Below are 14,827 nucleotides of genomic sequence, written 5' to 3' on the forward strand. Positions count from 1 at the left end.
CCCGCAGCACCATGACCCACCACCAGACGCCAACCCACCGCACCCGGCACCGCAAACGCCGCACCCCCCTCCACCGCGGAACCACCCACCCGCGGGAACCACACACCCGTCGACATCGACACCACGGGCACCGGTGGCACGACCGCCCGGTCCGCGGACACCGCGGCCACGAACACATCACGCAACGCACCGAGCGACGCATTCGCCGCGCCGTCGAGCAACCCCTCGACCTCACGGACCAGTTCGAGCCCGGAGGTTCGGCCCAACAGCTCCACGGCCCAGTAATTCAGGCGGTCGGCCGCGATCGGCAGCGCACTGCCCGCCTCGGCGGCCCACTCCTCCAACCGGTGCACCGCCGCCAGACGGCCGAGCGAGCCGACCGGGCGCTGAAGAAGATCGCGCACCCCCAGGTAGTGGTCCACCAGGTGCTCGAACCGTGCCGGGCGGGTGAACACACTCCGTAGCACCGCGTCGACGTCCCGGCCGCCCGCGAGATGGAGCAGCTGAAGCTGCGCACCGACGTGGTCGGCTGTCAGACTCGCCCCGTAGAAGGCGCTCCATACCTCGGTCGCCCTGACCAGGTGGGCGAGATGGCCCAGGTCGTCGATATCCGAAACCGGTCCGCCACGGTGGTCGGCCAGCAGTTCCACGGCGAAGTCGAGCAGGTGCTCGGCCGTCACCGCGGGGTCGGGGTTGATCCCGAAGCACTCGTCGGACCAGCGGCGGACGATCGCGACGGCGTTGAGCAGGGACGGGCTGAGGAGCACATCCTCGCCGTAGAGCCGCCAGAGGACACCTGCCATGGCCAGCAGTTCCTCGGGCAGGGCGCCGGCACCGAGCAGGTGCCCTGCCAGCCTGCTCAGTTGGTCGTCCTGGGGCTCGATCAGGGAGGTGGCGGCGAGCACCGTCAGCCGGAGCACCCCGCGGAGGTCCTCGGGTGAGAGGGTGCGCTGCGGCGGCAGGCCGGCGAGCGTCATGGCCCAGTGGCGCACCGCGGCGAGCGAGTGGCCGAGGCCGCCGTCGTAGCGGGTGGCGAGACGGCGCAGGAGGAGCACCCGTGAGTCGTTCATGCTGGCGGGGCGCGGCCCGAAGAGCTGTTGGAGCAGGTTTCTCAGGTCCGAGCGGGCGACGTACCGGCCTGAGCCGTCGCCCAGATGGTCGGTGGCGAGCCGGTAGGCGCGGATCGCGGCCTGGAGCTCGGTCGGGTCGGACGGGTCGTCCGGGCCGCCCAGCTCGCGCCACAGCTGTATGGCCCGGCCGTTGGTCAGCAGCACGCCCGGGGCGAGGCCTGCCGGGTCGAGGCCTGTTACCAGCGCGTACGCCACCGCGCGGGCGGCCGCATCCACCTCCAGTCGCCCGACCTCGGTTCCGGCCGGCAGACCGAGCAGCTGACGGACCTGCTCCCGCATCTCGTCGGCGGACGGGACCGCGAAGGCCGGGGCACCGGACCGCTGCCCCAGGTACTGCCAGAGCCCTCGGAAGTGCTCCAGGACCCTCTGATTCATCAGGCTCATCACGGTTGCGTCGTACAACTCGCGCGCGAGGGAGTTCAGACCGGTTGCGAGATCCAGATGAGCCCGGGTCGCGGGGGGTTCGCCGAGGACGGCGTGGGCTTCGTCCAGTCGGCGGACGTAGTCCAGCAGTTCGAGGTCGGGCGGGATCTCCCGGAACTCCTCGTCGGCCAGCATCTGCTGGATTCCGGAGGGCAGCCGGAGCTGGTCCGCCGTGATCGGGCCGGCCAGGCGCGGCGTCTCCTGCAGCGCGGCGGCCGTTCCCGTCGCGGGCTGGAGGTCGCCGGTGGCCTTCACCCACGTGCTGACCGCTTCGATGTCGAGGTCGTGCAGGGCGTTCGCCTGTGCGACGGGCCTGCCTGCCAGGTCCATCACGGGCGTGTTGGGACTGGTGTGCATCCAGCTGGAGGAGGTCGTGGCCATCAGGCTGTCGTCGTTCCGGACACCGGGCGACAGCTGCGTGGCGCGGGTGTCCGTATACGCGTCCTGATACCGGTCCGGCAGTTGCAGAAACAGATGACCGAGTTCGTGGGCGAACACGTTGTGCATCATGTCGGCGTGCCAGCGGTGGCTCGCCGCGCGGTTGCCCGGATCGCTGCCGTCGCCGGGCAGGAGCTCGACACGCTCTGCTCCGGCTGCCGGAGTGTCCGTGAAGACGATCCGGACGTGCAGTTGCGAGCCGTCGACGAGTCGGTGCTGGAAGTTCAGGTACTCGTTCATCCCGTCGACGGCCCTCGTCTTGGCACGCTCGACGTCGGCACGCGCCAGGGACGGGTCCGGCACCAGCTGAACGGTTCCGGTGATCTCCGTGACTTCCAGCACCTGTACCGCGCCGCTCGTATCAGGGCGCCTCACCGAGAACTTCCTGACCTCCACGGAGACGTGGTGCTTGTACGGCGGTGTGGAGATCGTGCGGCTCACCGCGCGGACCTCGGCCACCGGACCCAGATGGCGCCACTGCGCCGGGAACAGGACGTCCTGCGGAGGCAACGCACCGGCGTGCCGGTCACGGCCGTGCATCGTGAGGAACTGGCGCTCCGACAGGTTCCTTACCACTGGCAGCCGGTCGTGCGAGTCGGCCAGCCTGGTACCCGACCTGCTCACGATGCGGGCGGAAGGGCTGGTGAGCCGCGGGAACCACCCGTTCATCCGGCCGACCACCGGCACCCCACCCGGTCCTCGGTAGGGCCGGTGGCCGGCCCGCCGACCGGACGGCGGGGCGGACACGGTCGGCGGCTCGGGGCGGGATCGGCGGCGCGGAGCAGGCGGCGCGGGCGGCGCGGGCGGGGCGGGCGGCGCGGGGGTGGTGAGGCGGAGTCGTGCGGGCACCTTGTGGTCCCCCAGCCACCAGGACGCCTCGCCCCTGTGCGGCGCTGCGAGGTCCAACAGCTTTGCGGCGGCCGCCGGGAGCTCCACCTGGACGGCGGTGTCGAGTGCCTGGAGGCTCCATCCCGTCACCGTCCGCACCAGGCCGCCGAGCCGGGGGCGAGCGGCGAGGTACTCCAGTGCGGCGGTCCAGATCTCGTCGTGCTGCGGGTGGCCGGTGAGCACGGCGGCGACCGCGGTGAGGTGGAGGTCGCCCGAGCGGTTGTAGAGGCTGCGGACCAGGGTCTGGACGGCCTTCTCCGCCGTCGCGAGCGTGGAGCGTCGGGTGGGCCGCGCGGTGCGGCGGCCGTCCTGTGTCGGCTGGAGCCAGCTGGCCGCGCTGTTCGGTTCGATGTCGGTGATCACCGGGAGCGAGTGAAGGTCCTCGGCCGCCAGCTCGGCCAGTTCGGCCAGGACGTCCGGCCCGGTCCGGATGGTGGTGGAGTTCCGCCGGGTGCGTCCTTCCGGGGTGAGGAAGTAGACGGGGTCGTAGTGGCCGACGTCGCCGAACAGTTCCGCCTGGGTGAGGGCGTACTTCTCCCGGACGGTCTCCAGGTAGGCCAGGGCGAAGGGGTGTCCTGCGGGCATCACCATCAGGTCGTTGCCGATCGCCCCGGTCTCCGGGACCTGGTGGAAGGCATAGGCCTGCGGCGATTCGATCACCCGGGAGATCTGCTCCAGCGAGTCGACCTCCAGGTCGCCGTCGGCGTAGATCCCGCCGAACCGGAGGAGGATCTCCAGCCGGAGGATGTCACTGGCCTGCGCGTACCCCGGGCCGGACCGCCTGGTCAGCTCCGAGGCGTAGAACTCGTGCAGCACCATCGGTGCGCCCTCGTGGAAGACCTCGTCCACGTTGACGATCCAGACATGGTTCTCCCGCGCCCACTCCAGCATGTCGCGGACCTCGGTGTGCTCACCGTCCTCCGCGGAGCCGGACGGTGCGGTGCGTGCGGTGTCGAAGGCAGTACGCGGCAGGTCCGTCCAGAGAACCACCGCGACCTGGTCCTCCGCCGTCAGTGCGGCCAGGGTCTCGCGGAAGTACTCCGTCGCGCCGGCATTGCGCAGCGGACCTCCGAGCCAGATCGCGTGCCGAATCCAGGGGATCTCCAGGAGCTCAGGCAGGGGCGGTACGTCGCCGGGCGCCCAGTCGTGCAGGGTTCCGGGGGCGCGCTCGACGCGCATGGTGGAGCCCGCCGCGGCGGGCAGGCGCGCCGGGTGCATGTCCTCGTGGCTGGGCGCGTGGTCGTTGGTCAGGTCGAGGTTGCCGAAGAAGGCGTCGAGCTGCTCGCCGCTGAGGGCCGTGTGGTCGTGGCCGAGGAGGAAGGGCGGTGTCGGCGCGGGCTTGCGCAGCCCGAAGAGGTCCGGCCCGAGCAGGCGCAGTGCGCGGTCGTCCGCGGTCGCCTTCCACGCCTCAGCCCAGCTCGGGTCGGTGGCGTTGTCGAGGTCGTCGAGCAGTTCCTGCGCGTCCCGGTACGGCAGGTTCTGCGCGTGCAGTGGGGGAGCGGGCGGGGCGGTGGAGGAGGTGGAGGAGATCGGGGAGCCTCCCGCCGTCACGGCCGCGAGACCGGTGCCGAATGCTGCGGCCGCCTCGCGCAGGGCGGGCACGGTGAGTTCGCCGCCGCTGTCGTAGTCGGCGATCAGGTGGTAGAGGCTTGCTGCGCGGGTGTCCGCTCCCTTCCGCGGGCGGAGGCCGAAGAGTTCGGTGAGCAGGCCCTGCAGGTCCGCGCGGGTGAATGCCCGTGTCGAGGCGTCGCCCAGGTGGGCGGCGACCAGCGCGTGGACGCGGCGCATGGTCTGCAGCCCGCGCTGCGATAGGGGCCCGCCCGGGCTGCCGAGCACCCGCCAGAGCTGGAGGTGCCGGCCGAGTTCCAGCAGCTCACCGGGGGCGGCTGTGGACGGGTCGGTGCCGTTCTGCCGCGTGTACGCGACCGCGCGGGCCGCCGCGTCCACCTCGGACGCGCCGACCGTCGTGTCCTCCGCGAGCCCGAGCAGCTCGCGAAGAGCGTGGTGGATCACCGTGATGGGCGGGACCTCGTCCGCATGCCACTCGTGGTGTCCGCCGAGGTGCGCCCAGAGCTCCCGGAAGTCGTCGGCGAGGTCGTCGTGGAACAGCCCGCCGGGCACGATCCCGTACAGCTCGCCGGCCCGGGCCAGCAGGCTCGTCACCTGGGCGAGCTCCGCCCGGTCCGCCGGAGGCCCGCCGAGATACCGCTGTGCCGTGCGCAGCTCGCGGACGTACTGCAGACCCTCACGGTCCTCGGGGATCCGGAGCTTGTCCGAGGTGAGCAGCCGCCGGAGGGCGGCGGGCAGTTTCAGGTCCTGGAGCCGGAGCGGGCCGGCAGGCTTCGGGCGGACGGTCACCGGCCGGGCTCCGCCGGTTGCGGGGGTGAGGTGGGCCGCGGCACTGGCCAGGGCGGTGATCTCGGTGAGGTCCGTGTCGCGCAGGCCGGTGAGCGCTGAGACCGGGTGGCCTGCGTGGTCCGTCATGAACGCCGCGCCGGCGTCGTACCAGACTGCCTGGCTCGTCGTCATCAGCCCGTCGTCCAGCCGCACGCCGGGCGACAGGGGCGTCACCCGCGTATCGCCGACAGCGTCCGGGTAGCGGTCGCGCAGACCGAAGATCAGGTGAGCGACCTCGTGGGCCAACTCCCCGCTCGACATGCCCCCGTGCCAGGAGGTGGCGTTGGGCCGCTCCAGCAGGTCCGCCCCTGCCAGGCGGACGCTGCGGGTTCCCCGGGCCGGCCGGTCGGTGAAGACCACCCGGGCGTGCAGCTGCGACCGTTCGGCGTCGTCCAGGCGGTGCTGGAAGTTGAGGTACTCGTCGACGGCGTCGACGGCGTTCGCCTTGACGCGCTCGATGTCGGCGTCGCTCAGACCCGCCTCCGGCTGCAGGAGGATCCGGGCGGTGAACTCGGTCACGGCCAGGGTGCGCACCGTGCCGTCCGCGGCGCGCCGCGTCACCCGGTACTTCCGGATCTCCGGACGTACCCGCATCTTGAACGGCTCGTCCCACAGGATGTGGTCGGCCCGGTGGACTGCGGCGTGCGGCGCCAGGTGCCGCCACTCCTCCGGCAGCAGTACGTCCTCGGGCGGCAGCGTGCCCGCCAGCGAGTCCCCGCCGTGCAGCCTCCCGAACTGCTCGGGCGACAGGTTCCGCACCACGGGCCGGCGCCGGACGGTGCCGGGCAGCGGCTGCCCGGTGCCCGCGACGGTCTGCGGCAGGGAGGCGAACCGCCGGGCGAACCACGCGTCCAGGCGTCCCGGCACGGGTGCGCCGAACGAGCCCCGGAACCGCGCGGGTGCCGACGGCCGGGTCCGCACCGCGACGGGTCCGGTCGGCGGAGTGGGCGGCGCCTGCTCCGGTACGTCCGTCTCCTCCTCCGGCTCGTTGCCGACCAGTTCGGCCAGCGCCTCGTCGGCGGGCACGGTGAGCCAGTGCGGCGTCGGGACGAACGGTTGCAGGACGGCGGCCGGCTGCCCGGGTGCCGGGTGGACGTCGACGACGAGCCCGTTCTCGATCTCCACGTCCAGCCGGAAGCCGGCGTACGTGCCGTGGGCGGTCGTCGCCTCCGGACGGGCCGGGTCCGCGGTGATGCTCTCGGGTTGTTTCATCACCTCGACGGCGGCGTACGCGACGTCGTCGCCGCTCCACCCGCTCGGGAAGCTGCCACGCGGATGCGTGGTGCGCGGGGCGCCGGGCGCGAACGCCGCGACCACGTCCTCCTCGAACCCCTCCATGACCGTCCGCACGGGCACCGCCGGGCCGGCAGCTGTCGGGCCGGGCTCGCGCAGCATGCCGAACGGCACGGCTGCCGACCTGGCGGCGGCCTCGGCGGCGGCCTCGGCGGCATCCTCGGGGGCGTCTGCCGGGTCGGGCCCGCGCAGCATGCCGGACGGCACGGCTGCCGACCTGGCGAAGACCTCAGCGGCGGCCAGTGCCCGGCGCGCGGCCTGCTCGTCCGTGGAGCGCGAAGGGATCTGCCAGCGCAGGGCACCGGCCGGACCGGTCCGCTCGACGTGCTGCGCCATGGCCGCCATCTGGTCGGCGGTGGGTTCGAGGCCCACCAGACGGGGCAGCCGCTTCAGCAGTGCCTCGTCGCTGTAGGACTTCCAGTCGACCGGAACGGATCGGTGGGCGCTGTCGGCGGAGGCGACCACGACGACGGACAGGCGAACCAGCAGGGTGTCGTCCGCGCGCGGGACGGCGTTGTAGTGCGCGTCGACGACCTGCTGGACGCGCTCCTTGACCTGCCGTACGACGGCCGCGCCGGCCGCGCCGCGCGGCTGGAGGTACAACCTCGCCAGCAGCCGCACGCCGCGCTGCCCGTCGGCGAACAGCACGTGCTGCACAATCAGGTGATACTCGTCCTCGCCGTAGTCGAAGCTCAGGGTGCTGGGCGGCAGGACGCCCACCGGCGCTTCCTCCGGCCAGTGCAGGTGGGGCTGCTGCCAGGTGGGGCGGAAGGCGACGTGCTCGCCGTCGCGCACCAGGCCCTCGATCCGCACGCCCCTGGCCTCGCCGACCCAGTGGACGCTCCCGCCGGACGGCCCTTCGTGGAGGTTCCCGGCGACGACGGCGGAGGTGTACGCCTTGTCGACGGCGTCGAACAGCTCGTCCGAGGTCCAGATGCCCGGGAACATCCGATGACGGTCGCCGTCCTCGTGCAGCCTCCACCGCGACGGGAAGATGCTCCGCGGATCATTCGGGCGCAGCGCCGGGTCGAGAAAGGTCACGAGGGCCGTGTAGGTGCCGTTCTCGTGGGCGTCCTTGTCCTGGGTGATGCGCACACCGCTGGTCTCGGCCGCCTTCCGCTTCGGTGCGAGGTACGCACCCGTCAGTGTCCGGCGGTGGCCGTACCTGACCACGTCCTCCACCCGGCGGCCGAATCGTGGTCCGCCCGGTCCGGGCATCGGCTGTGGCGGGGAGCTTTCGGTGGTGGTGAGTCGCAGCTGGTCGTCCGACGGGCGGAAGGAGGTGAAGACACCGTGCCGCAGCTCGCCCTCGATCCGCACCCCGGCGTACTCGCCCCTCCAGCGGAACGAGCCGCCCGACGTACCCACCGGCTCGATCCCGCCGTCGCGCAGCGCCGCCTTGTACAGACGGCGCAAGAACGAGACTTCCACCTCCATGCGTGATCGGAGGATCTCGGGCAGCTCGGGCTCGCGCCGCAGCGTGTCCCGGTACGTCTGAGCGGCGTCGTCCGCTCTGCGGAGGAGTTCATCCACTGCGGGCCGGCGCCGCAGCGCGTCCAGGTACGCCTGCTCGGCCGCGTACACCGCGTCGTCCCCGGTCCAGTGGTCGGGGAACATCCGCAGGACGCGGGAGCTCGGAGCGGCCGGTGATGCCAGGCCATCCGCCTCGGGGTGCCAGTCGTCCAGGAACCGGCTCGCCGTCACCTCACCGTCGGTCAGAGGGAAGTAGAACCAGTAGGTGCCGTTGGTGCTCCTCCCCTTCTTCCCTCCCTCGGGGTGCCTGCGGTCGGACATGGCGGAGGCTGCCAGCCGGCCCGGGACGGTCCGCGTCCCGTGGAGTACGGTCTGCCGCACATCCAGCGAGAAGCTCGCCCGCGACGGCAGGCCGTCCGGGCGCTTCTCGCGGTCGGTGGCGAACACCACGCCGTCCCGTCCGACCCGCTTCGAGGCTGCGAGGGCGGCTTCCGCCCAGGCACCCAACTGCCGCAGATGGCGGGGCGGGATCCACTGGCGGCCGGCCACGAAGGGTCGGGCCCAGTGATCACCGTCCATGATCGGCCGGGCCCGGACATCGACCTCGTAGCCGCTCATCAGAGCCTGATCGGTGTATACCGGGCGGCCCGGCACTTCTCCGTCCCGATATTCGTCGTGCAGTCCGAGGTGGTGCCCGATCTCGTGGGCCAGCGTCCCCAGCCTGGAATTGAGACCCCAGTTCGTGGAGCTCGCCCGACCGACCCGGCGACCCAGCCGCACCACCCTGTGTGCCTGAGCCTGGTCCTGCACGAACTCGACCTTCACACGCAGCAGATCACCGCTGGGCAGTCGCGAACCCCGGTTGTAGTGGGCCTCCACCGAGGCGACGGCCTTCGCCTCGACCAGGGCGACCTCGGCATCGGTGATCGGCTCACCGCCCACGTCCTGTCGCGGTACGAGGAAGATCCGCACCACGAAGCGCATCTCCCGCTCGCCGTCGGACCGGACGACCCGACGGACTTCGAAGCTCCGCGATCGCGACGGGCCGCTGAAGCGCAGTCGGCCGAGCTGTTCCTCGCTCGGCGGCCCGACCTCGGCGCGCCCCAGCTCCACCTCGGCGGGCTCCGGCACCGCCAGGACCCCTCCGGGAGCCGACGCCGTCACCTGGGCGGGTCCCGTGCCGACGGCTGCCGCCCCGAGCTCGTCGACGACCGACTGCGGTGCGGGCCGGGCGTCTATGATCCTGCCCCGGTCGAGTTCCACCTCCAGCCACACGCCCGCGACGCTTCCGTACAGCATCTGCCGGGACGGCTGCTCCGGGGATGTGACAATCCGCTTCGGCTCTCTGACGACGCCGAAGGCCGCACCCTTGAGAACCGCCGGGTTCCACCGCGCCGGATACCGGTCAGCGCGGTAGGCGGTGCGCGGTGCGCCGGGGGCGAAAGCCTCCCCGATTATGTGGTCGTAGTGGCTGAGAAGATCGACCGTGGGCCGGACAGGGCCCAGGGCCTTCGGGTCGGGTTCCCGCAGGGGGAAGCTGCTCACGAACGAGTTGCGGGCGGCCAGGGCGGCGGCCAGCTTCTGCGGCCCCCGGACGGGGTGCTCGTCCTGCACCGTCCATTGATCGAGCAGGGACCGTCCGCCCGCCGTGCGGGGGGCCTGCTCGGTGAGGTCCTGCGCCAGGCGCCGCGCCAGTTCCGCGATCTCCGCCGTCTCGGGCGGCACCCCGAGAATCCGCTGGACCGCCGCCAGCAGCGTGTCGTCGGTGACCACTGCTCCGCCGCCGACCGCGACCACGGCATGGGCCGACTCCGGCCTGTCCACCACGGCCACGGACACCTGGAGCAGGAGAGCCCAGTCGTTACGCGGGAGCGCGTTGTAGGCGGCGTCGACGACCGGCTGCAACCGCCGCTGGGCGCGCCGTACGGCGGGTGAGCCGGCGCCGTCCGGATCGTCCAGGTGGAGCTTCACCACGAGGCGGAGGCCGAGCTGCCCGTTGGCGAACAACACCCGGTCGAGTTCTGTCCGCTCCTTGTCGCCGTACGGCAGGGTGACCTGCAGTGGCTGATTCTGCCCGGCGATCTCCTCCTCCCTCCACCGGCGGTGCAACTGGTGCCACGTCGGCCGGAACGCCACATGCTGGCCGTCACGCACCAGCCCCTCGATCCGCACACCCCGCGCCTCACCCACCCAGCGCACCGTCCGCCCGTCGGCCTCCGGCCGCTCCTCGGCCCACTCGTAGGCGTCCTCGACCGCTTGGAGCACCTCGTCGGGCCGCCATGCCTTCGGGAACATCCGGTGCCGGTCCGCGTCGACGTGCCGGTACCACAGCGACAGCAGCGGAGCATCCTTATCCCAGGGGCCGACCGCCGGATCGAGGAACCACACCTCGGCGCGGTAGGTGCCGTTCTCGTGCACCTCCCGGTCGGGCTGGTACCGGACCCCGACCTGCGTGGTCGGGTCGCCGTCCATGACGTGGTGGGCACCGGTGCGGGTCCGGCGGTCGCCGTAGCGCGCCACGTCCTCGACACGCTGACCGAACCGGGGCAGCAGCTCGTCCTCCCCCTCCCGGAGGACGGTCCACTCACTGTTCACCGGGCCGGGCAGGTACGTCGGCCCGCTCAGGCCCCGCTGGTCCTCCGCCGGACGGAAGAAGGTGAACACCCCGGCCCGGACCTCGCCCTCGATCCGCACCCCGCCGTACACGCCGACCCAGCGGAAGGCGCCCCCGGACAGGCCGAGCAGCTCCACCGTGTCGCTGCGCAGCGCGTCCAGGTACGCCTGCTCCGCGGCGTACACCGCGTCGTCCTCGGTCCAGTGCTCCGGGAACATCACGACCCGGCGCGATGTCAGCACCGGCACCGCCAGATCGCCAGACGATCCCGACCAGCCGTCCCGCGCCACCTCCGACCTGACCGGACTCTCCGCCGTGAACGTCCCGTTGGGGTTCGCCACCCCCACCGGCACCGGCCGCACCCGCCCGGACATCCCCGACGGCGGCAACAGGCCCGCCGCCCCGGCCGCCCCGTACAACACCGCACGCCGCACATCCAGCGAGAACGACGCCCGCGACGGACGACCATCCACCCTCTCCGAATCCCGACCCGCAGTCCCGTCCAGTGCCGTACCGATCCATGCACCCAACTGCCGCAGATGGCGCGGCGGGATCCACCTCCGCCCGGGAACAGCACCGTCTGTCCTTCGGGCCTGGTCCACTGCAGGACGGCCGCGTACGTCTGCCGATTCCATGACCATCAGCGCGCCGTCGGTGTAGACCGGGCGGCTCGCCGCCCTCGCCTCGCGGTACTCGTCGTGCAGGCCCAACAGATGCCCGACCTCGTGGGCCAGTGTGCTCCCCCTCAGGGCCACGTCCCAGTTCAAGGCACTTGCCCGAGGAAGATTCCGGTGCAGACTCACCGAGTGCTGCGCATCCTCGACCCGATCGACGAACTCCAGCTCCACCCGCAGGAGATCCCCGTCGGGCAGCCGCGAGCCGCCGTTGAAATGCGCACGGACACCGGCCCGTGCCTGCTCCCGGACTTCGCTCACGTCATCCGGTCCGATGGGCGGGCCGCCGACCGGCTGCTTCACGTCCAGGAAGATCCGCACGCTCAGCCGCGCCTCGTGCTCACCGTCCGACCGCCGCACCCGCCGCACGTCGAACCGCCGCAGGAACAACGGACCGCTGTAGCGTGCCCAGGCCGTCAGCGTCCCGCTCGGCGGCTGCACCTCGCCCGACTGCAGCTCCATCTCGGCCGTGTGATCGGAGGCCGACACCGCCGTCGCAGGCGGACGTGCGGCATCGTGGATAGGGGCCGAAGCCGTCGGCTGCCGGCGGGGTGTCCTGCGCGTCTTCGGCCGAAGCCCGGCGACCACCGACTTCGGCGCCGGCCGGATGTCGACGATCTCGCCCCGCTCGACCTCCACCTCCAGCCAGGCAGCGGCGAATTCGCCGTACACGAGCTGGACGCCGGGGCGTCCCGGCGCAGGGTCGGTGCGCCTGGGCGCGGCGAGGATCTCGAAAGCGGCGTACTTGGCGACCTGTGCGTTCCACCCCTGCGGATAGGCGTCGTCCGGGTAGACGGTGCGCGGCGCACCCGGGGCGAATGCTGCCTCGACCTCCTCGGTGCGGTGGTCGAGGAGGCTGACCGTGGGGCGGACCGGGCCCAGTGCCTTCGGATCGGGCTCCCTCAAGGGGGATCCGTCGGCAAACGGGTCGTACGAGCTGACCGCCTGCGCGAGCCTCTGCCTCGCCACGGCCGGGTCGTCGCCCTCCGCCGGTTCCCAGCCCTCGTGCGGCGCCAGCGCCGCCGCGCGCTGTGCCAGTCCCGCGATCTCCGCCTGGGTCGGCGGGGTACCGAGAATGTCCTTGAGTATCGCCAAGAGCAGCTCGGGCTTCATCGCACGGCCCGAAACCTTGGCCTTCCGATGGGCGGTCTCCGGCGTGTCCACGACGGTCACGGACAGCCGGAACAGGAGGGCGCCGTCCTGGCGCGGAAGCACGTTGTAGGACGCGTCGGCGAGCTCCTGGAACAGCTGCCGGGTGCTCAGGACGGCCTGCGAGCGGGCGTCCTTCGGGTCGTGGAGGTGGATCCGCAACGCCACGCGGATTCCCGGCTGCCCGTTGGCGAACAGCACCCGGCTGACGTCCATCCGGCGCTGCCTACCGCCGGATGGCACCGCGACGGTCGTCGCCGGCGTCGCTCCGACGATCTCCTCCTCCCGCCACCGGCGGTACAACTGGTGCCGCGTCGGCCGGAACGCCACGTGCTGGCCGTCGCGCACCAGCCCCTCGATCCGCACACCCTGCGCCTCACCCACCCAGCGCACCGTCCGGCCGTCGGCCAGCGGCTTATCGACACGCCTCTCGTACGCCAGCTCGACCGCTTCGAGTACCTCACTCGGCGACCAGTCCTGAGGGAACATCCGGTGCGCGTCCCCGTCGGTGTGACGGTGCCACTTCGACGGGAAGGCAGCGTTCATGGACAAGGGCGTGACGGCCGGATCGAGGAACCACACGTCGGCGCGGTACGTGCCGTTCTCGTGCACCTCCAGCTCGGGCACCACGCGCAGCCCGATCTCCTCCGTGGGGCCACCGGTCGTGAGGTGGTACACGCCGGTGCGCGTCCGGCGGTCCCCATAGCGCGACACGTCCTCGACCCGCTGACCGAACCCCAGTTCCTGCCCGACGGTCTGGACGGTCCTGGTCGGCCCGGGCAGGTACGGCGGCACGGTGAGACCCTGCTGGTCCGCCGCCGGACGGAAGGAGGTGAACGTCCCGGCCCGGACCTCGCCCTCGATCCGCACCCCCCCGTACACACCCCTCCACCGGAATGCGGCGCCCGCCGTACCGAGCGGCTCCACCCCGTCGTTGCGCAGCGCATCCAGGTACGCCTGCTCCGCCGCGTACACCGCATCGTCCCCGCTCCAGTGCTCCGGGAACATCACCACCCGCGACGACCTCACCGCCGCAAGATCACCCGCCTCCTGCGACCAGTCGTCCCCGACCGCCCGGGCTCCCGCCCCGGCCGGGTACTCCGCCGTGAACGTGCCATTGGGGTTCGCCACCCCCACCGGCACCGGCCGCACCCGCCCGGACATCCCCGACGGCGGCAGCAGACCGCCGACACCGGCCTTCCCGTACAGCACCGCACGCCGCACATCCAGCGAGAACGACGCCCGCGACGGACGACCATCCACCCGTTCATCGGCGCCAGCCGACGACCCGTACAGCGCCGTACCGATCCAGGCACCCAACTGCCGCAGATGACGCGGCGCGATCCGCATCCGCCCGAGCCCCCACCCGACCACCGCCCGATCGTTGTCCACCACCGGACGGCCACGCCCGTCGACCGTGAACCCGGCCATCAACGCACCGTCCGTGTAGACCGGCCGGATCTCCCCACCCACCTCGCGGTACTCGTCGTGCAGGCCCAGCAGATGCCCGATCTCGTGCGCCAGCACGTCCGGGTCGGAACTGAGGCCCCAGTTCCCGCTGTCCTCGCGTTCCCGCACGGGGTGCAGGGCGACGGTGCGGTGGGCCACGGCCTCCTTCGACACGAACTCGACCGCGACGCCGAGCACATCGCCGTTGGGCAGCCGCAGACCCTGGCCGTACCGCGCGGCCACGCCGTGCCGGGCCCGCGTCTCGACCTCCTCAATCTGCCGGCGCGTGATCAGCGGGCCGCTCTCCGGCTGCCGCACGTCCAGGAAGATCCGCACCACCGCACGGGTCTCGATATCGCCATTCGCCAACTGGACCCGCTGTGCATCGAACCCGCCCTCACGGGCCGGCCCGCCGGTACCGAACTTCTCCGGGAACCGCTCGCTCGGCGGCTCGACCCGTGCCTGCGCCAGCACTGTCTCGCCTTCTCCCAGAAGACTGAAAACAATGCCGGTGTAGGTGGCGGGTGGCTGGGCGGTGCTCGTGTTGTCGGTGGCGTTGTGGGTGTGGGTGTCGGTGGTGGTGGCGTCGTTCCACTGTCCGGTGCCGGGGATGTAGGTGTTGTCGGCGTCCAGCGGGATGGCCCAGATCCGGGTGGCGTCCGGGTACAGCGGCTGCTCGCCCGGTGCCCACACCGACCGCTGGGCGTCGACCCAGACCAGGCCGGTACCGGGCACGTTCACCAGGTTCCAGATGTGCCCGGAGCCGTTGCGTCCCGCACCGAACACGATCGCGGCCGCGCCCGCGCCCGCGGCCTCCACCCGCGCCGCGACCTCCTCCAGACCCTCCCGCCCCGCACCCATGAACTCCGCCGCGTACCCCGCCCAGTCCTGCACCGGAT

General features: G+C 72.1%; 1 protein-coding gene. It reads right to left on the reverse strand.

Going from position 1 to position 14,827, the window contains the following annotated elements:
* Positions 1-14,827: EndoU domain-containing protein (locus SNE206_RS39180; protein WP_407918374.1), on the reverse strand; the 14,827-nt coding region annotated here is incomplete at both ends.

The sequence above is a fragment of the Kitasatospora sp. NE20-6 genome, from assembly GCF_045862635.1.